Here is a 24,351-nt window from a genome sequence, read left to right as displayed (position 1 = left end):
GACGTGCCGCAGGCAATATTGGTCGGGCTACCGCCGATATACTTCTCGAAGGACCCCATGTCCTCCAAACGCCCCCCAATCTGGGCGCCATAAAGATCGACGCCCGCGCGTCCAATGGTGATTACGTCAAGGTCTTTGGTCATGGGGATGTGCCTGTTAGGTTGGTGGTATCGGGGGGATCGACCCGAAGGCCGAGCGGTTGCCCGTCCGGCCTTCGGCGGGGAGGTTCAGAGTGCGGATTTCACATGATCGATGGAGATCGCCAGAGCAGCCTCCGGATCGCTCAGACTATGCACTTCTTCCGCGAAGGGCTCAAAGCTGAAGGGGCCGGTGTAGCCCAATTCGAGCAGCGCTTTGATCTGGGGGAGGTTTTTCAGACGATCGTCTGCATCTACCAGAACACGGTGCGCGTCCAGCATATCGTCCACGGCAACAGACGGATTGGTGACACCGGAGATGTGCACGAGCCCGGTCCATTCGGGAAAGAAGTCCGTCTCGCTGGCGAGATGATGGTGGAAAGTGTCGTGCATCAGTTTGTAGGTCCCCTCGCCGCCTGCGGCCTTGATGGCCTCGATGGCGGTCGCTTTCTTGCGCATCGAGGAGCTTGGAAAGCCGAGGGGTTCAAGGAGGCCCTTAAGTCCGCGTGCGTCGAGGATTGGTTTCATCTCTTTGAGGGCGGTCACGAGATCACCGAAAGACACCTCGTTGCCGTCATTAAGTGGGCACATGACCAGCGCCTGCGCACCACAGGCTGCGGCATAGTCGGCCATCGCAACCGCACGGTCAGGCAAATCGCCCAACCAGACGTTGAACGGGTAAAGCGCGTTGATCGACAGAATGGTTATGCCGTGTTTATCGGCCAGGGCCTTCACCTCTTCGGCGGGCATGGTGCCAACGACGTCGGGGATGTCGTTGCGGATCTCCACCTCGGTGATCCCGAGGCGTTTGGACATCTCGAAGAACGCTTCGAGCGGCAGCTTCGTCGCTGCGATATGGTTCATTGCAAAACGCATGGGAAACCTCAGCTGTAGAGCGCGGGGCGCTCGGGGTTTGTGATGGTGATCGCGGCGCCGTCGGCCTCCTGTGCCTCGACGCATGCGTCGCAGGTTACGGCGGCCATGTAGCCGTCCCAGGACGACGGACCCGATGCGGTGCCTTCAGCCGCGGCTTTGATGAAGTCCTGCAACTCGACGTCATAGGAGGCGACGAAGCGGTCCTTCCAATCCGTCAGGATTTCTTTCTGCAACGTGGCATTGAGGCGCAGGGTGATGGCCTGCGGCTCCGGCAGATAGGCCACGCCGTCTTCGCCCACGACCTGACACTGGATGTCATAGCCGTATTTGCAGTTCACATAGATCTCGGTGTTGATCACGACGCCTTTGGCGGTCGTCAGGGTCACGATCTGCGGATCGCGCAGTTTGGCATGGGTTGCGGCGCAAGAGCGCGGGAAGGTCACGCGGGCCGACACATAGTCATCATCGAGCAACCAGCGGAAGACGTCGATCTCGTGCACGAGGGTATCGTGAATAGCCATGGGCGTAACATACTGTGCCGGCACGGTCGGGTTGCGGTGCGCGGCATGAACCATGATCGGCGCGCCGGTTTTGCTTTCAACCGCGTCTTTGAGCGCGACATAGCCGCTGTCATAACGCCGCATGAAACCGACCTGTACGAGACGTTTTCCGGCGGCGACTTCTGCATCGACAATACGCTTTGCGCCTTCGGCTGTGGTGGCCAGCGGTTTTTCACAGAAGACAGGTTTGCCAGCCTCGATTGCAGCCAGGACGTACTCCTCGTGGGTGGACCCCGGCGAACACACCAGAACGGCATCGACCGTGTTGGCAGCGATCAGTTCCTGCCCTGTATCAAAGACTGTGGCGTCGGGGGCCAGATCGGCCTGAACGGCTTTGGCAGCGTCAATGGAATAGTCTGACAGAGCGACAACTTTGGCGCCTGCGAGCACTTGCTGAATACGGCGGGTATGATCGCGACCGATCATGCCTGTGCCGATAACACCGATTTTGAGAGTCATTTGGATGGTCCTTATTTGAAGTGCTTGTCGAGATAGCGTTTGGTTTCAGCCAGCATAAAGCGGGCGCTGTCTTCGGCACGGTCTTCCCAGGCGAAGACGCAGTTTGACAGAACGCCGTAGAATTTCATGTCGGCCAGCGTAGAGAAGAACAGATCCCAGTCGATCTCGCCGTCACCGTAGTCGAGGTGCTGGTGCACGCGGACTTTGGATTCCGGCGGGTTCACGATGTAACGCAGCTCGGACGACTTGTTGTGATCGTAGGTATCGGCCAGACGCACGTGCTCCAAGAGACCCTCGGTGGCGCGCAGGTTGGCTTCCATGTCAGGGCCGTAAAAGAACGTGTGCGGCGCGATGAAAGAAGCGCGCACCATCGGCGAGTTGATCGTTTTGATGATGTCAATCGCCGGGTGAATTTCCTCGACCCAATCTTCGGGGTGTGCTTCGAGCGACAGTTTGATGCCTTCTTTTTCAAGGATCGGCACCAAAATATCCATCGCACGGAAGAACTGGCCCTCGCAGACCTCAGGGCGGTGAATGCCGGAGCGGTCGTTGAGGGACCGGTTGGGCGACCCGCCGCGGCCGAATTCGGAGACGAACATCGGACACTCTAGCTCGACAGCGAACTCGATGGCGCGTTTCCAGTTGTCGATCGCCATGTCCCATTCATCTTGGTAAGGGGACGCCCAGCGATACATCGGCTGGATGGAGGCAAGCCCGACGTTGTTGTCTTTCAACGCTTTTTTAAAGAGCTTGATGCGCTCGGGGTATAGTTTTGGACGGGTCCACCAGGAAAAGAAATCAGGGCGCGGAGACATCTCCACATAGTCGTAACCAAGCTCGGCAACCTTCGCCACTGTGTCCTCCAAAGACAGATGACGGATCATATGCGGGTCAAGAGTGTGTTTCATGGAGCCTCTCCGCTTTTGAGGTTTCATCCCTGCCCGCCATCGGGGCAGGCAGGGGGATGACTTATTGTGCTTCAGGGAATTCCGCGCCGGTTTTGGCGCCGGTGATGTAGGCGACGACATCCTGTGGATCGGTTTCTTCCACGCGAAGGTTGGCACAGATACGGCCACGGCGGAACACGACGATCCGGTCCATCAGGTCGAACACCTGACGCATGTTGTGGCTGATCAGGATTAGCGGCTCACCCTGCTCCTTGAGCGTGCGGATGATGTTTTCCACCTGTGCCGTTTCCTGCACGCCAAGCGCGGCCGTCGGCTCGTCCATGATGGTGAGTTTGGAATGGAAGGCCGCGGTTCGGGCGATGGCAACACACTGGCGCTGACCGCCCGACATGTTCTGGATCGAGTTCAGGATGTTAGGAATTTTCACGCCCGTTTTCACCAGCCCCGCCATGGTCGCTTCGCGCATGGCTTTATTGTCGAGGATGGAGAACGGTCCGAGTTTGAACTTCACCTTCTCCCGGCCGAGGAAGAGGTTCGACGGGACATCCAGATCATCGGTAAGTGCGAGGTTCTGGAACACGGTCTCGATCCCGGCCTCGCGCGCTTTGATCGGTCCGTCGAAGTGGGTCGGCTCGCCATGGAGGATGATGTCTCCGCGGGTGCGTTGTTCCACAGCTGTGATCTGGCGCACGAAGGTGGATTTGCCCGCCCCGTTGTCGCCCATGATGGCGACGTGTTCGCCTTTATGGATTTTGAAGTTGGCGCCTTCGAGAGCGTGAACGCCGCCGTAGTGTTTGGTCAGATCGCGCGTTTCGAGCACGATTTCGGAAGTGCTGTAGTCCAACATATATTTGCTCCTTACATCCGTGCTGCATTGCGTTTCTGGCGGTATTGATCGAGTACAACTGCGCCGACAATGATCACGCCCTTGACCATTTCCTGATAGTAGGCGTCGAGGCGCAGGAAGGTGAAACCGGAGATGATGACACCGAAGATCAGAGCGCCGAGGACCGTGCCGAGGATTGAGCCGCGACCACCCGAGAGAGAGACACCGCCGATGACTGTCATTGCGATGGCGTCGAGTTCGTACATGACACCCATACCGGCCTGAGCGGTGAGGTTCTTGGACGAGAGCACGATGGCGGCGAGTGCGGCGAGCACAGCGGCGATGGTGTAGACCAGCACCTTGTGGCGCTCTACCTTGATACCGGACATGCGGGACGCTTGTTCGTTAGAGCCGATGGCATAGGTATGCTTACCGTAAACGGTGTATTTCAGGATCAGGTGGAACAGGATTGCCAGCGCGATGAAGATAAAGACAGGTGTCATACCGGCCCCGAGCGCCGCATAGCTGTCGGTCGGGAAGGAAATCGGCTGGCCTTTGGACCACCATTTCGCAACGCCACGGGCAAAGACCATCATGCCGAGCGTGGCGATGAAGGGCGGAATTTTGGTGTAGGCGATCAGCGCCCCGTTGATTCCGCCCGCGAGGACGCCGCACAGGATGCCGACGATGATCGGGACGAGGACGGGCAGATCGGAAATGCCGTCGAACATCAGCTTGGGATTGGCCATCCCGTTGATTTCGGCGACCTGGGCAAAGGACATGGCGATCATGGCCGTTGCGCCGACGATGGAGCCAGGCGAGAGGTCGATACCGCCCAGAATGATAACCTGTGTCGATCCCAGGGCGATAATCCCGATGATCGACACCTGCAGGATGATGATCTTCAGGCGGGCTTCGTTAAAGATGCTGCCAAAGCGGTCCGCGCTATCAAACAGCAGGCTCTGGCCCATGAGCATGGCCCCCAGCCCCTCGAAAATAACGACAATCAAGATCAGCGCGAAAAAGACGTTCCACTCGGGCGCGCGCGCTTTCTTTTTGTCGTCGAAGGTCAAACCCCCGATGCCCTGCGATGATTTTGACATGTCTTGCTCCCAGATTGCGGCACGCCGGTCACGGCGCGGAAGATGAAGCGGCGCCTGTGCTCCGCTTCACTGTTTTCAATTTCAGACCTGGGTCTGGGTTACTTTGTGTAATCGCCAAGGTTGGCAGGCGTCACGAGTTCGAAAGGCACATAGACTTTTCGGGCTACCTCTTCGCCCGCAGCCAGCTTCAGCGCCGTATCGAGGGCGCCGGCGCCCTGCCCTGCGGCGTTCTGGAACACGGTCACGTCGAGATCACCGGCGGCCATTGCAGCTAGAGCATCCGCAGTCGCGTCAACACCACCGACCTCGACGGAGGCCATATAGATGCCAGCCGCTTTCATGGCTTGGATTGCGCCGATGGCCATTTCGTCGTTGTTGGAAATCAGAGCATCAAACGGCTCACCTGAGGACAGCCAGTTGGTCATGAGATCCTGTGCTTCGTCACGCGACCAGTTGGCGGTCTGCTGGTCAACAACTTCGATAAAGCTGCACATATCCATGGACAGAACATCTTCGATGTCTTTGGTGCGTTGGACAGCGGCCTGGTTGGAGAGCTCACCCATCATCACGTAGGCACGTGCGCCATCACCCTTACCGGCAGCACGCAGGTTCTTACAGATTTCGAAGGTTTCGAGCGTACCGGATTCGATTTCGTTCGAAGCAACAAAGGCCTGATTGTCTGGCAGGCTGTCAACGTTGATCGGCTGGCGGTTCACGTAGACGAGCGGCACACCAGCGGCTTCGGCAGCGGCGGTCATTGCCTGTGTTGCAGAGGTGTCAACAGGGTTCACGATGATCGCATCGACGCCGGATGCAACGAAGTTGTTGATCTGGTCGAGCTGTTTGGCAACGTCGTTCTGGGCGTCTTCAACCTGAATGTCGACACCGTCCATACCCTCGGCCATGTCGATCATGCCGTTGCGCAGAACGGTCAGAAAGTTGTCGTCGAACAGCGCCATGGAGACGCCGATGGTCTCTGCGGATGCGGTCGAGGCGAGCATCGTTGCGACACCAGCCGCGAAAATAGTCTTTTTCATTGAATTTCCTCCCAATTCCGACGCCTGGCCCGTCGGTCATATCGTTGTTGTGCCGGAGCAACCCCCGAGAGGGCCGCATCCGCAGCGCATCCTCCTCGAGGCGCAGCGGACAGTAAAATTTTAGCGAGGCAAATCTCATCGTTGCCGTCGACCCTATGGTCGACGGAGATGATGCGATCGACAGGTTGCCCTATCGCTGCGCAACAGTATCCGATGATGTAGTCCTCCCTGCCAAGAGCATGTCACCATGTCTCGACTGGCCGAAGATTGATCCCATTTCGGCTTTCGGGTCAACTGATGGCCGGCAATATCACATCATCCATGATGTCTTTGAGGCGGTAATTTTGATGTAAAAACATCATTATATCGATTCGGGCAAAAAGACATGCGGCTGCAAAAATGCCTGCCCCGGCACAGCGCCCCCCCCGTTTTTTACGGATTTCACCATCATATCGACGAGATCAATACAGAGCTGGCGCAGGGGTGTGGAGATCACCATTGTAACATATCCGTCGGCCAGTGCAGCGCGGCTGTCTTCAGTCAATTCGTTCACCACGAGCGCCACATCATGCGGACGTACGGTCTCGCGCAGCGCCGCAATCGCTCCTTCCATACCGCCCCCGGCGACATAAAGCCCGCGCAAATCGGGATGGCGTGCGAGCAGCTCCAACGTCGCTTCATAAGTGAATTGGCGCGTCTCAAGGTTCACCATAGAATCGAGCACCGTGAACTTGGGCGAGCTGTCGCGCACGAAACTTCGGAAGCCGGTTTCACGCAATTCGTGACCGTGCCACCGGTTGCCGCCAACAAAAACGCCGAGCTTTCCACCCGACCGTGCCGCTGTCGAGACCATCCACCCCGCCATGCGTCCGACTTGCATATTGTTCAAGCCCAGGTAATTTTCCCGCACCCCCTGCGCAAAATCATTGAGGAGGGCAAAGGTCGGAATGCCCCGATCCTTAAGACGTTGCACCTCTTGCGTGATGTTCTGATGATTGACAGCGGAACTGGCCAAAGCGTCGATCTTGGGGCTGATCTTGTGGATCTCTTCGAGAAAAGCTTCCGGCGTCTGCGCGCTCGAAAACCGGATGAGGGCGCGCCCGCGAATATCACTGCGCTCTGTGACGGCCCGTTCGATCTCAGCTGCGAAGTTCTGATAGAATTCCTGCCGCCCCTTATGCAGCACAACGCCGAATGTCATCTCAGGCAGAGAGGTATCGAGACGCTGGTCGAAGAGGGCGGAGGCATGATAGCCGACCTTGTGCGCCGCCATTGCCACCTTGCGCATGGTCTCCTCCCGCACTGTGCCCCGCCCGTTGAGAACGCGGTCCACAGTCGCGGGACCCACCCCTGCTTCGCGGGCGATGTCTTTGATGGTCGGTCTGTTGGCCACGGCGCCCTTCCCTGATGTAATCACCTCATATGATGTAAATCCATACAGAGAATCGCAAGGGCGAAGTCGTCAACTCTCCCGAAGTAGCGAGCAATCACCGAAAGCGCAATCGCGATCTCTGTTGCGGGTTCCTGATCAAGCAGGGTGTCAATCTGTCCCGCCTTCAAGAATGCCCGCCTCTGCTCCGACAGCTCGTGCGTGATATAGACCACATCGCTGCGCCCTGCCCGCTTGATGGCCTGTGCCACCTTCATGCCGCCAGCCGACGCATTGTAGATGCCGACCAACCCGTCCTCGGCGGCGAGCGCCTGCGCCGCAAGATCGCCTGCGCGGTCGTCGTTCTCGCGGCTTTCGGCAAATCGGACAATTCGACAGGCGGTATGACGCTCTGCCAACACATCCTCAAAACCGCCTATGCGCGCCGCCTGACCGAATTCGCGATCCATCTGCGCGACACCTACGGGCTGACGCTTGCCTATCACCACCACCTGATGATGGTCGCGGAAACCTTTGCGGAGATCGAGGCGCTCATGTCGCTCACCGGACCACAGGTCGAATTGTTGCTCGACACAGGGCATGCCGCAGGCGCGGGTTTTGACTATGTGCAGTTGATCGAGCGGTTCGCAGACCGCATTGTCCATATCCACCTCAAGGACGTGCGTGCCGATGTGATGGCGCAGGCCCGCGCGAATGATCTGAGCTTTAACGACTGGGTGCGCACTGGCATGTTCACCGTGCCCGGAGACGGCTGCCTCGACTTCCCCCCCTCGCCCGTTTCATCCGTGACAGAGGCTATCAGGGCTGGCTCGTGATTGAAGCCGAACAAGACCCCGCCGCTGCCCGCCGTGACGCGCGGGCGCGACACCATCCTTTCCGCCTTCCAATCTATGTGAGACAGACAATGAGCAAGACTCTCAACATTGGCCTGATCGGATCGGGCTTTATGGGCCAGGCGCACGCCGATGCCTTCCGACGCACAAAAATGCTCTACCCTGACCTGCCAGCCAAACCGCGTCTCTATATGCTCGCCGATGCAATACAGGAGATGGCAGAGCGGGCGGCCGCGCGTTTTGGCTTTGAATAAGCCACGGGCGACTGGCACGCCCTCGTCATCGATCCACAGGTCGATGAGATGGACATTACCTATGCGAAGGGTTCGAAATTGTTGATCTTGCAGGTTTCGATCAATGAGGCGATGCGGCCCCAAGCGGTCCCACCCTCGTCGTGCCCGGCGAAGAGCGCATTTTTCCGACTTAGAGCAATGGGACGGATCAGGTTTTTGGCGCGGTTGTTGTCGATCTCGATGCGCCCATCGGTCAGGAAGGTCTGCATCCCATCCCAGTGGTTATGAATATAGTTCAGATTTTCGTCCAACCGGGATTTGGCGGAGATCTGACGGCGTTGCACCTGCAGCCAGTCGCCGAAGGCTGCGACCAGCGGGGCGTTGCGCTTCTTGCGGGCAGATAGGCGCTGGCCGGGCGAAACACCACGGATGTCTGCTTCGACGGCATATATCTCGGCGATGCGGCGCAGGACTTCGGCGGCGGCCTGTGATCCGTCGCGATCAAAGACTTCCTTCAGCTTGCGGCGCGCGTGCCCAGCAATGGGCCACCCGAATGGGATCACCGCCCTTTCGTGAGGGTTCGGCCAGCCGGTCGACGACGGGCTTGAGATGGAAGGCCGCCTTGCCGCCCCAATCGGCCAGCACCGCACGGTGTAAATCGAGGCCCGTGCGCGCCAAGATCTGGCTCTGACGATGGTGGTCCGCGTATTTGCTGACCAATACATGGACGAGCGTCGCCTCGGTCGGCAAGCCCCCCGTAATCAGGTGTGTTGGTGCGGGGGCTTGGGTCACGCCGTCGGTGCAAGTCCGGCTGGCGTATTTCGGGCGGACGGAGACAATGACGCGCAACTGAGCGGCCAGATGGCCCTTCTGCACTTCGACCTCAGCCAGTGCGATCGGCAGATCTTCGAACGCCAGTTGCCTCTCATCCTCGGTCAGTTTTTTCGACCGTTTGCCATGCAGAGCGTGGTTCAGTTCAGCGATCAGGTGCTCTTGCCGTTGGATGATTTCTGTGAGCGCAGCGACCTTTTCCACCAACGCCGAAACCGCCGTGCGCTGCGCGGTAGGGATCGTGAAAAGGTCAATGTCTGCTGTCGCGGGCATGGTCCGAGACTTCGATAAAACCCCAGAAATAACACGCAAAAGACAGCGGTTGATTCATCCTGCCGCAGCAGGTGGACGCATCTCCAAGGCCATTACCTTATGCCAGTCCAGCCCCGCAAATAGAGCCTCAAACTGGGCATGGTTCAGAGCTATCATCCCGTCCTTGATCGCTGGCCAGGTGAACGCCGTTTCCTCTAACCGCTTGTAAGCCATCACCAGACCGGTGCCGTCCCAATACAAAAGTTTCAGCCGATCCGACCTGCGCGAACGAAACACAACAACCGTGCCGGTGAACGAGTCCTTGCGCAGCACAGATGACACAAACGCTGCCAAACCATCATGACCTTTCCTGAAGTCCACAGGCTGCATCGAGACCAGAACCCGCACGCGATTTGACGGAAACATTATGAGGTGACTTCCAAGCCGCGAATAATTGATACAATCCGATCCGCTGATACCGCAGTTTCCAGCCGGATCAGCACCGTTCCCATAACAATCTCAGGTCGATTCACCGCACCGGTTTTACCAAGTGGAGCATCATCAACTGACCCAACAATCAGTGATGCGAATTCAACAGGATCTTCCGGCGCAGGCAGCACCAGCCGCCCGGTCCGCGCAAGCGTCCACCATGAAAATAAATGGTTCGCGGGCACTCCATGCCGTCGCGCCGCTGCTTTCACGGTCACACCCGGCTCCAGCGTCTCCGCCACGATCCGCGCTTTCAGCTCATCCGGCCATTTCCGGCGACGCCGACCCCGGCCGTTGGCCGGGAGAACCTCATATGTAGTCTCCATGGAGAAAATCACGTCCAATAATCAACAGGGAGATCACCGATGAAGCACGCCATTACGAAACTGAAACTTGGACGACCAAGGACACTTGCGGCAACGCTGCTCGCAGGCACCGTACTCGGTGACGCAATGGCCGGAGCTACCGCAGCACAAGACAAGGTTGTGGTCGCCGTGAGCCCGCTCGGAGCGGACTCCAACCTCTACTGGGCCACCACCGGCGCCTTCATCCTGCCGTCGCTTCAGACACTGGTCGGTCAGGACCCTGCAACGGGAAAGTACGACAACAGCCAGCTTGCCGAAAGCTGGGAACATAACGAAGACTTCACTTCATGGACCTTCCCTCTGCACCCGAATGCCGTCTTTAACGACGACTGGAGTCCGGTCACCGCCGCGGACGTTATCCACAGCTTCAATCTCCACATCGGGGACGATGCGAACTCAGCGTCATCAACCTGTTCCGCGAGATCGAGATTGCGGCAGTCGACGATCACACGGTGCGTTTCGACCTACCCGAACCGGAGCCGAACTTTCTGTTCTCGCACGCCGGACGCGACTCTCTCGCGATCTACAGCAAGGCCCAATACGCTGCCGAAGGGATCGAAGGCTATGAGGCTGCCCCCGCCGGGTCCAGTCCGTTCGAATACGAAGGTCGTGAAGTGGGTCAGTCCATCCTTTTCAGCGCGATCGACGATCACTGGCCCGGCGCGACTCCCGATTATGATGAGATCGAATTCCGCTGGGTGAGTGAGCCATCGACGCGCCTAGCGATGCTGTCTGCGGGCGAGGCACATGCCGTCACCCTTCCGCGCGATCTCCAAGAGGACGCCTCGGACGCCGGTCACACCGTCATCGCCTCAAGCGAGGGCGCGATGCAAACCACCATGCTCTTCACCGGTCAATTCATGAACCCAAATGCAGAAGAGAACCGTGACGCGCGCAGCTACGCATGGGCGGATGTGCGGGTGCGCGAGGCTATGAACCGTGCGCTTGACCGCGACGTCATCCTCGAAGCCCTCTATGGCGAAGGAGTCCGCACCCTCCCTGTTTACACAATGGACCCCCGTTTCCCTGGCTATTCCGAAGAACTTGCCACGCGGTTTGACGACGAATACGGCTATGACCCGGAGCGCGCACAGGAACTATTGGCCGAAGCCGGCTATCCAGACAGCTTCGAACACCCTGAAATCCCGCTCGTTGTGACCAGTCTCGCCGGCAACCCGGAGTTTGCTCAGATGGCCGAGCTTGTTCAGGCCTATTTCGATCTCGTCGGCATCGAAACAGAAATGCGGGAACAGGACTGGGCGACGGGCAACACTGCGATACGCGGATTTACCGCCGATTTTGTGACCCCGATGCGCAACGCTCCCGTGCGTCCGAGCGCCCTCGGCTCCCAGATCTTTTTCACCACGCACGCCAGCCCGCACCTCGACGTAGGTGATCCGGAGTTGAACGACCTCGGCGCTGCGCTGATCCAGGAAACGAACCCCGCGATACGCGGCGAGACGTTCACCCGCATCTTCGACACCTATGCGCACCTGCCAATGGTGACCGTTCCGGCGGCCGTCGTTGTGAACAGCAATCTGGTAGACGATGCCACACAAGACCAAATCGATACCTTCATTCGCGACTCGGGTCTCGACCAACCGCTTTGGAAACAATACGTCACTTTCCTCGGTAATGCCGTCCAAGGCGATTTCGGCACCTCCATGAAATGGCCCGGTGAAAGCGCCATGGGCTTTGTGCTCGACCGGATGCCCGCCACGTTGCAGTTGGGTGGGCTGGCGATTTTCATCAGCGTGGTGATTGTCCTGCCCCTCGGCATTGCGGCTGCGGTCCGTAAAGGGTCCGCCACCGACAACGCAGCGCAGCTCTTTGCGCTATTGGGCCAATCCATGCCGAACTTTTGGCTCGGGATCGTCCTCGTCTGGGTCTTCTCGGTCGGGCTCGGCTGGTTGCCGACCTCGGGCATGGGCAGCTTCGTCCATCTCATCCTCTCCGCCATCGCAATCGCATGGTTTCAGATTTCCGCCCTCACCCGCCTCATGCGGTCCGCTATGGCCCGTCGGAACGCGCAGTTCAACATGACACAAGACCCATGAAAAAAGGCTTGCCGGAATATCCCACAAGCCTTTGTCTTTTCTAACGACTGCCAGACCCGCGTTACGTGAGTTTGGCGACCGCTTCCGCAATTTTTGCGCAGGCGGCTTCGATCTCTTCCATCGAGGTCGCCGTGGAAATGCGGAAATAGGGTTCCAGACCGTAGGCCCCGCCGTGAACAGAGGCCACACCTGCTTCTTCGAGCAGATAAAGGCCGAAGTCGAGATCGCTTTCGATCACCTTTCCGTCCGGCTGGGTCTTGCCGATCACACCGGTACAGCTCGGGAAGAGGTAGAACGCGCCCTCGGGCAAGGTGCAGCTCAGGCCTGAGATGGCGTTGATCAGCTCGTGCGCACGGTCACGGCGCTGGCGGTAGACTTCGACGGAGGCTTCGACGCTTTCCTGCGTGCCGAGCAGTGCAGCCGCGGCAGCCGCCTGACTGATCGACGACGGGCAAGACGACATTTGCGACTGCAATTTGTTGATCGCATTGATCAGGAACTTCGGCCCGACGGCATACCCGATCCGCCAACCGGTCATGGCGTAGGACTTGGACACGCCATTGACGACGAGCGCCTGATTCCGCAACTCTGGCACGACGCCGAGGATGCTCTGGACGTCGAAATCAGCATACCAGATCCGGTCATAGATTTCGTCGCACATCACGAGCACGTGCGGATGGCGTTTGATCACTTCACCCAGAGCGCGCAGTTCGTCGGCGGTATAGGCCGCACCCGTCGGGTTCGACGGCGAATTCAGAACCACCCAACGGGTGTTCGGCGTGATCGCGGCTTCGAGCGCGTCCGGGGTGAGTTTGAAACCGACGCTTTCGTCACATTTCACGATCACGGGCGTGCCGCCGTTGGCGATGACCATATCTGGGTAAGACACCCAGTAAGGCGCGGGAACGATCACCTCGGTGCCCTCTTCGACAGTCGCCATAAGCGCGACGAAGAGGATCTGCTTGGCGCCACCGCCAACACAGATGTCATCGAGCGCGCAGTCGATCCCGAGACGGGTTTTAAAATCGTGCTGAACGCCTTTACGCAGATCAATCGTACCGTTGACCGGCGTATATTTGGTGTCACCCTCTTCGATCGCCTTGATTGCGGCGGCCTTGATGCTGTCGGGCGTGTCGAAATCCGGCTCGCCGACTGTGAGGTTGAGAATTTCACGGCCCTCGGCCTTGAGGTCACGCACTTTTTGCGCGGCCGCAGTGCTCGGGGAAATACGGATGGACGTCACGCGGGACGCTAGTTTTTCTACGGTCATATCCTGCTCCTATTGGTGTGAGCATTTGGGGTGCGTTCGGTTCCGCAGGGGATAAAAAACGGGCCGAACGCAAAACGAGGCGGTTGATGCCAGTTACTTGTTGCCGGTGAGGATGACTTCATCGCCCACGCGTTTGGCGGTTCTGAGGCCACCGGGGACCTGAAGCGTCGGCAGCAGTTCGATCAGATTGATGTTGACGTATTGCGGCGTGCCTATTGCGTATTCGACCGCATCGCAGATGTCGGACACCTGCGGCATTTCGAACCCTTCGAAGTATTTCTTCTTTGCTTCCTCGGGGCTGATCTTCTCGACATTCGCAAAGATGTCGGTTTCTACGCGGCCGGGGCTGATTTCGGTCACACGCACGCGACGGCCAAAGGCATCGACACGAAGTTGGCGCGACACGGTGTGCATCGCTGCTTTGGTCGCGTGATAGGCAATGTGTCCGCCGAATTCATAGTGACCCGCCATCGACGTGATGTTGACGATGTGGCCGCTGTCGCGTTCCATCATACCCGGCAAAAGCAGACGTGCGAGATGCAGGCAAGCGCGCAGGTTCACGTCGATCTGTTCGTCGATGTCGAATTGGTTGGACTGAAGGATGCTGCCGGGGCGCGACACGCCTGCGCAGTTGACCAGCACGTCGATCTCAAGCCCTTCAAGCTCTTTCGTTACCGCATCCGTATCGGAGATGTCGATCGCATGCGGAATGATGTTCGCGTCGTCCTTCGCCAGCTCCTGGAGCTTGTCCGCGCTGCGGGCGAAGGCATGCACGGTCAGGCCCTTTGCGCTCAGGCGTTCGGCGATGGCACGCCCCATGCCGCCGGAAGCGCCAGTCACGAGTGCGGTTTTGTAATCAGAGAATGGCATTCTGTTTTTCCTTTATGTCTGTCTTGCGATGCCCCCTGCCGGGCATCGGGCTCAAAGAGTGGAAATCGGTGCGATTTCACCGCCGGATGTTTCGATTTCGGAACGCAGGCGCGTGGCGAGCGCGACGGCTCCGGGTGTGTCGGAGTGAACGAGGATGGATTGGACCGACATGTCGATCTCTTCGCCTGTGACGCAGATCAGCTTACGCTCATTCAGAACCTTGAGAACGCGCGCGACGACCTCGTCGATGTCCTTGACCAGAGCGCCGGCCTGACCGCGTGGCGCGAGTTGACCGTTGGGGAGATAGCCCCGATCGGCCAGAAACAGGCGCACGACCCGCCCACCACGTTCAAGCGCCGCGGTTTCGAGCGCGCTGCCCGGCAACACTAGGAACGCGATCTCGGGATCGACGTCCATCGTCGCCTCCGCCACGGCCGCCGCGATCACCGGATCGGCGCTGGCGAGATTGCCGAGCGCCCCATGCGGGTTCATGTGGGTGATGCGGTGATCGGCGCGGCGTGCAAAGGCGTGGAGCGCGCCGAGTTGGTACAGGATGTGCGCCTGCAACTCGTCGGTGGCCATATCTATCTTCCGCCGGCCAAAGCCCATCCGGTCGGGAAAGCTGACATGTGCGCCAAGATCGACATTGTTGTCTTTGGCAAGGCGCACGGTTCGGTCCATGATAAGCGGATCGCCCGCATGATACCCACAGGCGACATTCGCGGAGCTGATTTGCGTCATCAGCGTTTCGTCATCCGCGATGGTATAGGGGCCAAAGCCTTCGCCCATGTCGGAGTTAATATCGATCTTCATCAGTCTGCCTCGATTTCGAATAGAACATCGCCGTAGCCGATCAGGGTCGATGCGGCGGGGCTGTCGGTGCGCAACGTGCCGGATGCTGTCGCCGTGAGCGGGAGGCGCGCCTCTTCGTCGGCGACGTAGCCAAGGGTTTGCCCCGCGATCACACGGGCCCCACAAGCGACCGCCTCCAGGCCATCGTCGGCCCCTGCCGGAACGAACAGTCCCATCGCCGGGCTTTTGACCTTTGCGTTAGGCGTCGGTGCGGGCGGTGTTGCGGTGGCAACTGCGGCAGGTCGGGGCGCAAGTCCGAGGCGCAGGGCCTCTTCATCCTGTTCCACGGCCAGTTCCGTCACACCATTGCGGCGCATGGCCTCGATCAGTGTCTCAAGTTCGCTGTTTGTAAACATCTCAATTCCAGCCTTCCTGAAGCGCGCGTGCCTTTTGCAGGGACCGCTTTGCGGTGGTGAGGTGCGCCGCCGTGTCACGTTCGATGTCGCGGGCTTGCGACAGGTCGATCATGTCAAACCGGAACCTGTCCCCCGGACGTGCCTGTCCGATACGCCACAGATCTTCTTCGATCACACAGGCGATTTTCGGATAGCCGCCCATGGTGGCCGCATCCGCCAGTTGGATGATCGGTTGCCCGCCGCCGGGCACCTGAATGATGCCGGGCGCGATGCCGTGCGATCTCAATTCGCCCTGCGCAACGCGCTCAAGGACCGGCCCTTCGAGGCGACATCCCTGCCGGTTGCTTTGCGGCGTGACCCTATAGGGTTCGCGGAAAAACGCCGCGAGCGAGGCCTCGCTGAACTGTCGTGTTTCAACGGAGGGCAGGACGCGCAGCCGAATGGCGTCGTCGCCCGTCTGGCGCAGCGGCGGCGGTGCAAAGCTCAACGATCCCGCCGCTTTCGGCGCGGTCCGGCATCCGACGAGACGGTCGCCCGGTTTCAGAACCCGTCCCTCATAGCCGCCAAAGGATTCACGGAACTGGGTGCTTCTGGACCCTAGCACTTCCGGCACATCGATCCCACCGGGCAGAGCGAGGTAGACGCGCGCGCCATCCGTCATGGCCCCGAGGTCAAGCACCTGGCCCGCGCGGCCCTGACCGGACCAGTTGCGCGGCAAGGGCACCCCGTCGAGTTTTGCGCCACAGGCCGCCCCCGTCAGTGCGAATTCGGTATCTTCGACGATCTTGAACCGCGCGGGCGTCAGCGGGATTTCGAGTGTTGCCGCGTTGTCGTCATTGCCCAAAAGCCAGTTTGTGATCTGATGGCCCAAAGGGTCCATCGCACCGGCACGGCCAAGCCCCTGTGCCCAGTGCCCGGCGCGGCCCAGATCCTGAACGGTGGCGAGTGGGGGGATGGAAAGCACTTCGATCATGCGATCACCTCCAGAGGGTTGAACCGGATCTGGTCCCCCGGCACCAACAGCACAGCAGGCGAGCGCATCACATCGAAGAACCGCACATCGGCCGTTCCGATCGTGTTCCAGCCGCTCGGTCCGGCAGACGCAGAGACGCCCGTCTGAAGACCGGCCACAGAGAGAGAACCGCCGGGCAAGCTTTGCAGAGGCACCTTGCGACGCGGGGTTTCAAGTTTTGGATCCAGACCGCCAAGATAGCAGTAACCCGCATGGCTCCCGACCGCGAAAACGGTGTAGGCGGGGGTCGCGTGACGCGAAACCACGTCATCGATGGACAGGCCGGTCAACTCCGCAACTTCTTGGAGATGTGGGCCACCGGCACCACCGTAAGTAATGTCGATATTGAGCACCTTGCCAGTGAGGTCTTTTTTCACGCCGCGCTGCCAGAGCGTGTCGAGACGGGCCTCCAGCGCGTCAAAGTCCTGCGGGACCGACGCAAACCGAAGCGTCAGATTGGTCATCCCCGGCACAGCTTCGCAAATGTCGTCCCAATGCGACACCTCATCGGCCATCGCCCAGATGCGGCGCTGGTGATCGAGATCGAACGGGCAGTCGGCCTGATAGGTCAATGCACGGCTTCCGATGGGGAACAGGCCGGTCTCAGACATTTTCAACCTCCCGCGCCTTGAGCCAGTGTTCGAGATGGTGGATCGACACACCACCCTCCGCGAACCCCTCTTCAACGAGCAACTCGCGGTGCAGCGGGATATTGGTTTTGATACCCTCAATCCGCATCTCGGCGAGTGCCGAACGCGCACGGGCGATGGCCTCGGTCCGGTCGGCACCAAAGGCGATCACTTTCGCGATCATCGAGTCATAGCTGGCGGAGACCTCGGCCCCTGCCGCCATGTGCGTGTCGACGCGCACGCCCGGCCCGCCGGGAATATGCAGCGCGGAGACACGGCCCGGATTGGGCGCGAAGGTCAGCGGGTCTTCGGCGTTGATCCGGCACTCGACAGCATGGCCTTCGGTCCGGACATCACGTTGCGCCATCGCGAGCTTTCCGCCACGCGCCACATCAATCTGGAGCGCCACGATATCTAGCCCCGTCACCATCTCTGTGACTGGATGTTCGACCTGAATTCGGGTGTTCATCTCGATGAAATAGAACTCACCGTCCTCATACAAAAACTCGAACGTGCCTGCCCCGACATAGCCGATCTCGACACAGGACTGTGCGCAACGGGCGCCGATCTCGGCGATCAACACGCGGTCGATGCCGGGCGCGGGGGCTTCTTCGATCAGCTTTTGGTGACGGCGCTGCATCGAGCAATCTCGATCCCCGAGCCAGAGCGCCTGTCCGTGCGAATCCGCCATCACCTGAATTTCGACATGACGCGGACGTTCGAGAAACTTTTCCATATAGATGTCGGGATTCCCAAAGAAGCGTTGCGCCTCCTGTCGGGTGAGCATGTAGGCCTGTGCCAGCTCAGCCTGCGCACGCGCGATCCGCATCCCGCGCCCGCCGCCGCCGCCCGCCGCTTTGAGAATAACGGGATAGCCGATCTCCTCAGCGATGCGCGAAATTTCCGCGACGTCATCCGGCAGCACGCTGTCGGGGCCGGGCACGCAGGGGACTCCTGCCGCGATCATCGCAGCCTTTGCCTCGACCTTATCCCCCATGCGGCGCATGACATCGGCGTTGGGACCGATGAGGGTCATGCCTGCGGCCTGCACCGCCTCGGCAAAGTCTGCGTTCTCGGACAGAAAACCATATCCCGGATGGATCAGATCGGCACCCGAAAGCTGGGCTGCGCGCACGACTGCGGGAATATTCAGATAGCTCTTGGCCGCAGGTGCCGGACCGATACAGATGGTCTCATCCGCGAGCGACAGATAGGGCGACCCGCGATCTGCTTCGGAAAAACCACAGACGACACGAAGCCCCAAACGACGGCTCGCACGGATGATCCGGAGCGCGATTTCTCCACGGTTGGCGACGAAAACAGTTTGGATGTTTGCCTCGCTCATGCCCGCACCTTCATCAAAAGGGTTCCGGCCTCAATGCTCGCGCCATCTTCGATGCAGATCGCATCGATGACCCCGTCCGTCTCTGCGGTCACGGAGGTCATCACTTTCATGGCCTCAATCAAACAAACGGTCTGGCCTGCTTTGACCTCATCCCCAACAGTTACGAATGGCGGCGTTCCGGGCTGTTGGGACAGATAAACCAAACCGGTGAGAGGGGCCTCGATGCCTTTTCCTGCACTTTCGGCGGCGGCAGCGGGCGCTGCGACGACGAGTGGCATTGCATCAAGGGCAGGTTGGGAGGCGCTTTCCGACACGGTCTCGCGTTTGATGTGCACGCTGGCGCCATCCTGGGACCAGCTGAATTCACTGAGACCATTGCTAGCCGTCCACTCCATTCGTGCGATCAGGGTTTCGGGTGTGATCGACATTTCGTCGTCGGCTCCTTCGTGAGTCTTGTCTTCAAATCATGCGTTTCAAAAAACGTAGCATCGGAAACAGGCAATGATGTCAGAGCGGTTTCACATGACCCGCCCCTACGGGCATATGGATTGTCGATTACGTCAGACGCTCACGGTCTTATCCCTGAGCGCGCAGCTCCCGTATGCTCGCATTCGATACCGGCGAACGTCCGGCAAGATCAGAGAAAAGGGGAGTTTGATGCCCAACATCATCACAAAATTCGAACGCGCAAAAACCGAGGACGTGGCTGCGTTGTCCAAATTCGGAAGCGCAACCATCCACGAGGCACAAGGCCGTTTGGGTGCGCTGAGCTCACGGATCAAGCCGATCGACCGCAACATGCGCGTCTGTGGTCCGGCTTTCACCGTCGAGAGCGCTCCGCGTGACAACATCATGCTTCAGCTCGCGATCCATTACGCACAAAAAGGCGACGTTATTGTCGTCTCCGCAGGCGAATACGAAGAGGCTGGCAGCTTCGGCGATGTTCTCGGCAACGCCTGTGTCGCCAAAGGGATCGCAGGGGTCGTTACCGACACCGGCGTGCGCGATACGCTCGCTCTTATCGAACTTGGCCTGCCGGTCTTCTCCCGGAGCGTCTGTATCAAAGGCACCGTCAAAGAGACGCTCGGCCAGATCAATAGCGACATCGTCGTTGGTGGCGAACTCATCCGTCCGGGCGACGTGATCTGTGGCGACGCTGACGGCCTCGTGATGGTGCGCAAGGAAGACGCGGCCGAGGTCGCCGTCAAATCCCAAGCCCGCGACGACATCGAGGCAAAACTGATCGCGGACTACAAGGCCGGCGGCACAGTCATCGACCTGTGCAATCTGGCTCCGGTGCTTGAGGCCAAAGGCCTGACAACAGACCTGTAAACCAAAACCGGGGGCAGGCATTGATCTGCCCCCGCGTCGCTTACGGCGTGGAGCGACGCAAGATAAGGTCGGGGCGAATGACGTGCCGCAAATGGGCGCTGTCATCCATATTGCCGGAGAGCAAATCAATGGCGAGCTCGGCGGCCCTCTGCCCGATCACCTCCGCTTTGACGTCCACGGTCGTAAGCGGCGGCTCACAAATCCGACCGATCTCATAATTCCCGAACCCTGCGATTGCGATGTCATCCGGCACGGAGACCGACCGCCGCGCGCATTGCGCGAGTGCGCCGAACGCCACGAGATCGGAGACGCACATGACCGCGTCCGTATCCGGAAACTGCTCCAGCAGGAGATCAAGCCCCGTCGCCCCTTCGGACATACCGACAGGGGCACTTCCCAAGGGCACAAGGCGGTGCGCCTCAAGGCCATGCGCTCCAAGCGCCGCAACAAACCCCGCGCGCCTCTGGGCGCCACGCGGATCGGCCAAGGTCTCACCTCCGAGAAAGGCAATCTTCCGACGCCTCGTCTTCACAAGGTGTTCTACGAGCGCCCGGACGGAATCCCCGTTGGAAAACCCGACCACATGCCCGATGGGAGCTTGGGGAAGGTCCCAAATCTCGATGATTGGTATGCCCGACTTACGCAGCAACTCGTCGGTGCGTTTTGTGTGTTGCGCGCCCGTGACAATCATCGCTTCGGGATTGCGGCGCAACAGCTGGTTGATCAGCCGCTCTTCCTCGTCGGGATCGTATTCGGTGTTGGCGAGCAGTATCTGGATGTTCTTTTTTCCAAGCTCACGGGAAATCGCCCGGACCGTCGCGGAAAAGTTGGCATTTTCCACCGACGGCACTGTCACGGCGACAAAGCCCGTGCGGCTCTGACGCAGGTTCGCCGCCGTCGCGTCAAAGACATATCCAAGCTCGTCGGCCTTGCTCAGGATCGCCGCCCGTGTCTCGGGCTTGATGCTGGCGTCACCTTTGAACGCACGTGACACGGTCATTGCCGACACCCCAACGGCCTCGGCAATATCAGTCATCTTTACTTTGGAATGTCGCGTTGGGGACTTCATGACCTCGCCTCTTTCAGTCCGCGGACGATACCGTCATACCTGACGCCGGGCAACAAACTCGGCGCGCCAGCCCAGTCTGTTGAAAATATCTTCGGCAAGCCGTTCCGCGGGCTGGTCGATGTCGACAATCATCGCCTGCTCCGACGGCACCGGAGGCTCAAGCGTTTTCAGCTGACTATCCAGCAAAGAACTCGGCATATAGTGTCCGGTTCGGCTCTCCATCCGCTCCAAAAGGACGTCGCGGTTCCCGTTCAGGAAAACAAACACCGGCTGGACCGGAAAGGCCGTGCGCCGGATAATGTCGCGGTAGCCAAACTTGAGCGCAGAACATCCGAGAACCAGACCGGAATGCGCACGACCCAGCGTCGCGCCACATTCCTCAAGCCACGGCAAGCGGTCCGCGTCCGTCAACGGGATACCCGCCCGCATCTTTTCGACATTTTCCACCGAATGAAGATCGTCGCCATCCAGATACCCTATTCGACCCATACGCGCCAGAGCCGCTCCGACCGTGGACTTGCCACAGCCGGAAACCCCCATAATGACAACGTGGCTTTGTTTAAAGCGAGACACTGATGGCTCCATCAACGAAGAGAACATGCCCGTTCACAAAACTTGAGGCATCCGAGGACAGGAATACACAGGCACCGACCAATTCTTCAACCTTTCCCCAACGGCCTGCGGGGGTCCGTTTTTCTAGCCATGCGGTGAATTCCGGATCGGTCACGAGGGCGGCATTCAACGGCGTATCGAAATACCCCGGCGCAATCGCGTTGCATTGCAACCCGTGTTTCGCCCAGTCGGTGGCCATCCCTTTGGTCAGGTTCCCGACGGCACCTTTGGTGGCTGTGTAAGGTGCAATCCCCGGACGCGCGAGCGCGGTCTGCACCGAACAGATATTCACGATCTTACCTTTGCCGCGCCCTATCATGTGGCGCGCCACGGCCTGACCGACGTGAAAAACCGAGGCGACGTTGGTCTGGAGAAGAGCCTCAAAACGGTCGGCGGGGAACTCTTCGAGAGGCGTGCGATACTGCATCCCAGCGTTGTTGATCAGAATGTCGATCGTACCGTGCTCGGCCTCGAACCCGTCAATCGCCGTCCGCACCGCCTCATGGTCGGTCACGTCAAACCCGAGGGTCGTTACCTCTGCTTCGGGGCAGACCGTTAGAACCTCGGCCTTCGCCGCATCGAGCTTTGCGGCATCGCGACCGTTGAGCACAATCGCGGCGCCTGCCTTCGCAAGACCGATGGCGAGCGCGAGGCCGATCCCTTGCGACGAGCCGGTTACAAGCGCACGACGCCCCGCCAGTCCGAATGCGGTTTCAAGGTAATTTGGTGCGGTGCCCATCAGGTCTCTCCTTTTTCATGTCGACAAGCGAGTCTTTCCCAATTATGTTATCGATAACTTTATAGCGTCAAGTGTAGAGATTCGATCTGCGCTCAAAACATCAGCCCGAGTGGAGGAATTCAGATGTCCAAACCCGCAATCATGCAGATCGGGGCATACCCCGCATGGGACCAGGACCTGCTTAACCAGGACTACGACGTCCGCAAATACTTCGAAGCCGCCGACAAGGATGCGTTTCTCGCCGAACACGGACCGCAGGTCCGCGCCATCGCGACCCGCGGCGAACTCGGAGCCAGTCGCGCAATGATCGAAGCCTGCCCGAACCTCGAAATCGTGTCCGTATATGGTGTCGGCTATGACGCCGTCGATCTGGGGGCCTGCTGCGAACACAATGTGCGCGTCACCAACACGCCGGACGTCCTCTCCGGCGACGTTGCCGATTTTGCCGTCACCATGATGCTCGCCCAAACGCGCGGCGTGGTTGCGGGCGACGCATGGGTGCGGTCCGACAACTGGGCTACGACAGGCAACCTGCCGCTCCAGCGTCGCGCTTTTGGACGCCGCGCGGGTGTTCTGGGCCTCGGTCGGATCGGGTTCGAAATCGCCAAGCGCCTTGCGGGTTTCGGCATGGACATCGCCTATAGCGACATCGCGCCAAAAGACTACGCGCAGGACTGGACCTTTGTGGCAACGCCGACCGAACTGGCCGCGCAAAGCGACTTCCTCTTCGTCGCCGCAGCCGCGTCGAGCGCGACCCGCCACATCATTGACGCTTCGGTTCTCGAAGCGCTTGGGCCGGACGGGATGCTCATCAACGTGTCCCGCGCGTCCAACGTCGACGAAGAGGCTCTGATCGACGCCCTTTCGACCGGCAAACTCGGCTCTGCGGCGCTCGACGTGTTCGAAGGAGAGCCAAGCCTCGATCCGCGCTTCTTGGATCTTTCTAACATTCTGCTGCAACCGCACCAGGCCTCCGGCACGGTCGAGACGCGCAAGGCCATGGGCGCCCTCGTGCGTGCAAACCTTGAGGCGCATTTCGCCGGCAAACCGCTTCCGACACCGGTCATCTGAGCGCATAGGATATTGATATGAAATCTATAGTTATCCATTCCGCAAAGGATCTCCGTGTCGAGGACTACGTCGAGCCACGCGAGAACACCCTCGGCAAAACCGAGGTTCGGGTGCGTATGAAGGCCGGAGGCGTCTGTGGGTCTGACTTACACTATTACAACCACGGCGGTTTTGGGACTGTGCGCCTGCGCGAGCCGATGGTGCTCGGGCACGAAGTGTCCGGGGAAGTCACCGAAACCGGCACCGATGTGACGGGCATTTCGGTCGGCGATCTGGTTGCCGTCTCTCCGTCCCGCCCCTGCGGTAACTGCGGTTATTGCCACAAGGGTCTTCCGAACCACTGTAAGAACATGCGCTTTTACGGCTCCGCGATGCCCTTCCCGCATATTCAGGGGGCGTTCCGTGAGGAGATGATTGTCGAGGTCGCACAATGCGCTGCTGCCAACGGTCTAACGGCGGGCGAAGCCGCGATGGCGGAGCCTCTTGCTGTCACGCTCCACGGTGTGCGTCGGGCCGGTGAACTGCTCGGCAAACGCGTGCTGGTGACGGGTTGCGGCCCGATTGGACTCCTGTCGATCATCTCCGCCCGCCTCGCCGGTGCCGAAGAAATCGTCGCGACCGATCTGTCCGACTTTACACTCGACATGGCGCGCAAAATCGGTGCCGATGTGACCATCAACACGGGCAGCGACAAAGACGGCCTCGCCGACTATTCGACGGGGAAAGGCTATTTCGATGCGATGTTCGAATGCACCGGCGTCGCGGCGGCCCTGAACCCTGCCCTCGACGCGATGAGACCCCGCGGCGTGGTGGTTCAACTCGGCCTCAGCGGTGAGAT

General features: G+C 59.7%; 29 protein-coding genes and 1 pseudogene. 7 read left to right on the top strand and 23 right to left on the bottom strand.

The window, feature by feature from the left end:
• Positions 1-227 precede the first annotated feature (227 nt).
• The 8 genes from ACN0X0_RS20685 to ACN0X0_RS20650 all read right to left on the bottom strand — a co-directional run bounded on the left by ACN0X0_RS20685 (position 228) and on the right by ACN0X0_RS20650 (position 7,694).
• Complete coding sequence (locus tag ACN0X0_RS20685; protein WP_417280762.1) at positions 228-1,001, bottom strand: TIM barrel protein; 774 nt, start codon at positions 999-1,001, stop codon at positions 228-230.
• A gap of 20 nt (positions 1,002-1,021) precedes the next feature.
• On the bottom strand, positions 1,022-2,032 hold the full coding sequence (locus ACN0X0_RS20680) for a Gfo/Idh/MocA family protein (RefSeq protein ID WP_417280761.1): 1,011 nt from the start codon (positions 2,030-2,032) through the stop codon (positions 1,022-1,024).
• Between the two features lie 11 nt (positions 2,033-2,043).
• A complete protein-coding gene (locus ACN0X0_RS20675) occupies positions 2,044-2,940 on the bottom strand; it encodes a sugar phosphate isomerase/epimerase family protein (RefSeq protein WP_417280760.1) in 897 nt (298 codons plus the stop codon).
• Between the two features lie 61 nt (positions 2,941-3,001).
• Complete coding sequence (locus tag ACN0X0_RS20670; RefSeq protein WP_417280759.1) at positions 3,002-3,787, bottom strand: ATP-binding cassette domain-containing protein; 786 nt, start codon at positions 3,785-3,787, stop codon at positions 3,002-3,004.
• Positions 3,788-3,798: 11 nt separating this feature from the next.
• Complete coding sequence (locus ACN0X0_RS20665; protein ID WP_417280758.1) at positions 3,799-4,869, bottom strand: ABC transporter permease; 1,071 nt, start codon at positions 4,867-4,869, stop codon at positions 3,799-3,801.
• A gap of 98 nt (positions 4,870-4,967) precedes the next feature.
• Positions 4,968-5,906 (bottom strand): substrate-binding domain-containing protein, encoded by a 939-nt coding sequence (locus ACN0X0_RS20660; RefSeq protein ID WP_417280757.1) that lies wholly within the window; start codon positions 5,904-5,906, stop codon positions 4,968-4,970.
• A gap of 361 nt (positions 5,907-6,267) precedes the next feature.
• Positions 6,268-7,299, bottom strand: coding sequence for a LacI family DNA-binding transcriptional regulator (locus ACN0X0_RS20655; protein ID WP_417280756.1), 1,032 nt, complete (start codon positions 7,297-7,299; stop codon positions 6,268-6,270).
• A gap of 20 nt (positions 7,300-7,319) precedes the next feature.
• Complete coding sequence (locus ACN0X0_RS20650) at positions 7,320-7,694, bottom strand: substrate-binding domain-containing protein (RefSeq protein WP_417280755.1); 375 nt, start codon at positions 7,692-7,694, stop codon at positions 7,320-7,322.
• Between ACN0X0_RS20650 and ACN0X0_RS20645 the strand changes: the two genes are divergently transcribed.
• Positions 7,680-8,111, top strand: coding sequence for a TIM barrel protein (locus tag ACN0X0_RS20645; protein WP_417280754.1), 432 nt, complete (start codon positions 7,680-7,682; stop codon positions 8,109-8,111). The genes ACN0X0_RS20650 and ACN0X0_RS20645 overlap by 15 nt on opposite strands.
• Before the next feature lie 89 nt (positions 8,112-8,200).
• Entirely contained in the window at positions 8,201-8,383 is a 183-nt protein-coding gene (locus ACN0X0_RS20640) for a hypothetical protein (protein ID WP_417280753.1), read from the top strand.
• A gap of 59 nt (positions 8,384-8,442) precedes the next feature.
• Here ACN0X0_RS20640 and ACN0X0_RS20635 read toward each other — a convergent pair whose 3' ends face one another.
• Genes ACN0X0_RS20635 through ACN0X0_RS20620 form a run of 4 tightly spaced genes read right to left on the bottom strand, consistent with a single transcriptional unit; the run spans position 8,443 to position 10,260 of the window.
• A complete protein-coding gene (locus ACN0X0_RS20635; RefSeq protein WP_417280752.1) occupies positions 8,443-8,925 on the bottom strand; it encodes an IS66 family transposase in 483 nt (160 codons plus the stop codon).
• Positions 8,864-9,466, bottom strand: coding sequence for an IS66 family transposase (locus ACN0X0_RS20630; protein WP_417280751.1), 603 nt, complete (start codon positions 9,464-9,466; stop codon positions 8,864-8,866). Before ACN0X0_RS20630 ends, ACN0X0_RS20635 begins: the two co-directional genes overlap by 62 nt.
• Positions 9,467-9,520: 54 nt before the next feature.
• Entirely contained in the window at positions 9,521-9,871 is a 351-nt protein-coding gene (gene tnpB / locus ACN0X0_RS20625) for an IS66 family insertion sequence element accessory protein TnpB (RefSeq protein WP_417280750.1), read from the bottom strand.
• Positions 9,871-10,260, bottom strand: a complete 390-nt coding sequence (locus tag ACN0X0_RS20620) for a transposase (protein WP_417280749.1) — start codon at positions 10,258-10,260, stop codon at positions 9,871-9,873. Before ACN0X0_RS20620 ends, tnpB begins: the two co-directional genes overlap by 1 nt.
• A 39-nt stretch (positions 10,261-10,299) precedes the next feature.
• On the opposite strand from ACN0X0_RS20620, the pseudogene ACN0X0_RS20615 reads away from it, so the two are divergent.
• Both ACN0X0_RS20615 and ACN0X0_RS20610 read left to right on the top strand, forming a co-directional pair.
• Positions 10,300-10,695 (top strand): annotated as a pseudogene (locus ACN0X0_RS20615) (ABC transporter substrate-binding protein); the annotation flags it as partial.
• Entirely contained in the window at positions 10,629-12,356 is a 1,728-nt protein-coding gene (locus ACN0X0_RS20610; protein WP_417280763.1) for an ABC transporter substrate-binding protein, read from the top strand. The pseudogene ACN0X0_RS20615 and the gene ACN0X0_RS20610, both read left to right, overlap by 67 nt.
• Before the next feature lie 61 nt (positions 12,357-12,417).
• Here the strand turns inward: ACN0X0_RS20610 and ACN0X0_RS20605 are convergent, their stop codons facing one another.
• From ACN0X0_RS20605 to ACN0X0_RS20570, 8 genes are all read right to left on the bottom strand, one after another.
• The gene (locus tag ACN0X0_RS20605) at positions 12,418-13,626 is read right to left on the bottom strand and encodes an aspartate transaminase (protein ID WP_417280748.1); all 1,209 of its coding nucleotides are present in this window, start codon (positions 13,624-13,626) and stop codon (positions 12,418-12,420) included.
• Positions 13,627-13,719: 93 nt separating this feature from the next.
• A complete protein-coding gene (locus ACN0X0_RS20600; protein WP_417280747.1) occupies positions 13,720-14,496 on the bottom strand; it encodes an SDR family oxidoreductase in 777 nt (258 codons plus the stop codon).
• Between the two features lie 51 nt (positions 14,497-14,547).
• Positions 14,548-15,309 (bottom strand): LamB/YcsF family protein, encoded by a 762-nt coding sequence (locus tag ACN0X0_RS20595; protein WP_417280746.1) that lies wholly within the window; start codon positions 15,307-15,309, stop codon positions 14,548-14,550.
• Positions 15,309-15,704 carry a hypothetical protein gene (locus ACN0X0_RS20590; RefSeq protein WP_417280745.1) on the bottom strand — a complete coding sequence of 132 codons (396 nt, stop codon included), beginning with the start codon at positions 15,702-15,704 and terminating at the stop codon, positions 15,309-15,311. Before ACN0X0_RS20590 ends, ACN0X0_RS20595 begins: the two co-directional genes overlap by 1 nt.
• Before the next feature lies 1 nt (position 15,705).
• Complete coding sequence (locus tag ACN0X0_RS20585) at positions 15,706-16,677, bottom strand: biotin-dependent carboxyltransferase family protein (protein WP_417280744.1); 972 nt, start codon at positions 16,675-16,677, stop codon at positions 15,706-15,708.
• Positions 16,674-17,327 (bottom strand): 5-oxoprolinase subunit PxpB, encoded by a 654-nt coding sequence (gene pxpB / locus ACN0X0_RS20580; protein ID WP_417280743.1) that lies wholly within the window; start codon positions 17,325-17,327, stop codon positions 16,674-16,676. The genes ACN0X0_RS20585 and pxpB overlap by 4 nt, the downstream gene beginning before the upstream one ends.
• Positions 17,320-18,690: an acetyl-CoA carboxylase biotin carboxylase subunit gene (gene accC / locus ACN0X0_RS20575; protein ID WP_417280742.1), complete on the bottom strand. Its 1,371-nt coding sequence runs from the start codon at positions 18,688-18,690 to the stop codon at positions 17,320-17,322. The genes pxpB and accC overlap by 8 nt, the downstream gene beginning before the upstream one ends.
• A complete protein-coding gene (locus ACN0X0_RS20570; RefSeq protein ID WP_417280741.1) occupies positions 18,687-19,118 on the bottom strand; it encodes an acetyl-CoA carboxylase biotin carboxyl carrier protein in 432 nt (143 codons plus the stop codon). The genes accC and ACN0X0_RS20570 overlap by 4 nt, the downstream gene beginning before the upstream one ends.
• Positions 19,119-19,347: 229 nt before the next feature.
• Here ACN0X0_RS20570 and ACN0X0_RS20565 point away from each other — a divergent pair, with 229 nt between their 5' ends.
• Complete coding sequence (locus tag ACN0X0_RS20565; RefSeq protein WP_417280740.1) at positions 19,348-20,022, top strand: 4-carboxy-4-hydroxy-2-oxoadipate aldolase/oxaloacetate decarboxylase; 675 nt, start codon at positions 19,348-19,350, stop codon at positions 20,020-20,022.
• Between the two features lie 40 nt (positions 20,023-20,062).
• Here the strand turns inward: ACN0X0_RS20565 and ACN0X0_RS20560 are convergent, their stop codons facing one another.
• From ACN0X0_RS20560 to ACN0X0_RS20550, 3 genes are all read right to left on the bottom strand, one after another.
• Positions 20,063-21,058, bottom strand: a complete 996-nt coding sequence (locus ACN0X0_RS20560) for a substrate-binding domain-containing protein (RefSeq protein ID WP_417280739.1) — start codon at positions 21,056-21,058, stop codon at positions 20,063-20,065.
• Between the two features lie 66 nt (positions 21,059-21,124).
• The gene (locus tag ACN0X0_RS20555; RefSeq protein ID WP_417280738.1) at positions 21,125-21,664 is read right to left on the bottom strand and encodes a gluconokinase; all 540 of its coding nucleotides are present in this window, start codon (positions 21,662-21,664) and stop codon (positions 21,125-21,127) included.
• Positions 21,651-22,442, bottom strand: a complete 792-nt coding sequence (locus ACN0X0_RS20550; RefSeq protein ID WP_417280737.1) for an SDR family oxidoreductase — start codon at positions 22,440-22,442, stop codon at positions 21,651-21,653. Before ACN0X0_RS20550 ends, ACN0X0_RS20555 begins: the two co-directional genes overlap by 14 nt.
• Before the next feature lie 123 nt (positions 22,443-22,565).
• On the opposite strand from ACN0X0_RS20550, the gene ACN0X0_RS20545 reads away from it, so the two are divergent.
• Together ACN0X0_RS20545 and ACN0X0_RS20540 are read left to right on the top strand one after the other, a co-directional pair.
• The gene (locus tag ACN0X0_RS20545) at positions 22,566-23,513 is read left to right on the top strand and encodes a 2-hydroxyacid dehydrogenase (protein ID WP_417280736.1); all 948 of its coding nucleotides are present in this window, start codon (positions 22,566-22,568) and stop codon (positions 23,511-23,513) included.
• A gap of 17 nt (positions 23,514-23,530) precedes the next feature.
• The coding region (locus ACN0X0_RS20540) for an L-idonate 5-dehydrogenase (protein WP_417280735.1) at positions 23,531-24,351 on the top strand (821 nt) is incomplete at its 3' end.

This window comes from Celeribacter sp. (genome assembly GCF_048270365.1).
In the GTDB taxonomy this organism is placed as follows: Bacteria; Pseudomonadota; Alphaproteobacteria; order Rhodobacterales; family Rhodobacteraceae; genus Celeribacter.
The sequence above is the reverse complement of the archived record's forward strand: the minus strand, read 5'-3'. Positions and strand labels throughout refer to the sequence as shown.

Bases quoted from the DNA above. Each gene is read 5' to 3' on its own strand.
- ACN0X0_RS20685 (WP_417280762.1), bottom strand. From the start codon at position 1,001: ATGAACCATATCGCAGCGACGAAGCTGCCGCTCGAAGCGTTCTTCGAG.
- ACN0X0_RS20680 (WP_417280761.1), bottom strand. From the start codon at position 2,032: ATGACTCTCAAAATCGGTGTTATCGGCACAGGCATGATCGGTCGCGAT.
- ACN0X0_RS20675 (WP_417280760.1), bottom strand. From the start codon at position 2,940: ATGAAACACACTCTTGACCCGCATATGATCCGTCATCTGTCTTTGGAG.
- ACN0X0_RS20670 (WP_417280759.1), bottom strand. From the start codon at position 3,787: ATGTTGGACTACAGCACTTCCGAAATCGTGCTCGAAACGCGCGATCTG.
- ACN0X0_RS20665 (WP_417280758.1), bottom strand. From the start codon at position 4,869: ATGTCAAAATCATCGCAGGGCATCGGGGGTTTGACCTTCGACGACAAA.
- ACN0X0_RS20660 (WP_417280757.1), bottom strand. From the start codon at position 5,906: ATGAAAAAGACTATTTTCGCGGCTGGTGTCGCAACGATGCTCGCCTCG.
- ACN0X0_RS20645 (WP_417280754.1), top strand. From the start codon at position 7,680: ATGACGCTCTGCCAACACATCCTCAAAACCGCCTATGCGCGCCGCCTG.
- ACN0X0_RS20640 (WP_417280753.1), top strand. From the start codon at position 8,201: ATGAGCAAGACTCTCAACATTGGCCTGATCGGATCGGGCTTTATGGGC.
- ACN0X0_RS20630 (WP_417280751.1), bottom strand. From the start codon at position 9,466: ATGCCCGCGACAGCAGACATTGACCTTTTCACGATCCCTACCGCGCAG.
- tnpB (WP_417280750.1), bottom strand. From the start codon at position 9,871: ATGTTTCCGTCAAATCGCGTGCGGGTTCTGGTCTCGATGCAGCCTGTG.
- ACN0X0_RS20620 (WP_417280749.1), bottom strand. From the start codon at position 10,260: ATGGAGACTACATATGAGGTTCTCCCGGCCAACGGCCGGGGTCGGCGT.
- ACN0X0_RS20605 (WP_417280748.1), bottom strand. From the start codon at position 13,626: ATGACCGTAGAAAAACTAGCGTCCCGCGTGACGTCCATCCGTATTTCC.
- ACN0X0_RS20600 (WP_417280747.1), bottom strand. From the start codon at position 14,496: ATGCCATTCTCTGATTACAAAACCGCACTCGTGACTGGCGCTTCCGGC.
- ACN0X0_RS20595 (WP_417280746.1), bottom strand. From the start codon at position 15,309: ATGAAGATCGATATTAACTCCGACATGGGCGAAGGCTTTGGCCCCTAT.
- ACN0X0_RS20590 (WP_417280745.1), bottom strand. From the start codon at position 15,704: ATGTTTACAAACAGCGAACTTGAGACACTGATCGAGGCCATGCGCCGC.
- ACN0X0_RS20585 (WP_417280744.1), bottom strand. From the start codon at position 16,677: ATGATCGAAGTGCTTTCCATCCCCCCACTCGCCACCGTTCAGGATCTG.
- pxpB (WP_417280743.1), bottom strand. From the start codon at position 17,327: ATGTCTGAGACCGGCCTGTTCCCCATCGGAAGCCGTGCATTGACCTAT.
- accC (WP_417280742.1), bottom strand. From the start codon at position 18,690: ATGAGCGAGGCAAACATCCAAACTGTTTTCGTCGCCAACCGTGGAGAA.
- ACN0X0_RS20570 (WP_417280741.1), bottom strand. From the start codon at position 19,118: ATGTCGATCACACCCGAAACCCTGATCGCACGAATGGAGTGGACGGCT.
- ACN0X0_RS20565 (WP_417280740.1), top strand. From the start codon at position 19,348: ATGCCCAACATCATCACAAAATTCGAACGCGCAAAAACCGAGGACGTG.
- ACN0X0_RS20560 (WP_417280739.1), bottom strand. From the start codon at position 21,058: ATGACTGATATTGCCGAGGCCGTTGGGGTGTCGGCAATGACCGTGTCA.
- ACN0X0_RS20550 (WP_417280737.1), bottom strand. From the start codon at position 22,442: ATGGGCACCGCACCAAATTACCTTGAAACCGCATTCGGACTGGCGGGG.
- ACN0X0_RS20545 (WP_417280736.1), top strand. From the start codon at position 22,566: ATGTCCAAACCCGCAATCATGCAGATCGGGGCATACCCCGCATGGGAC.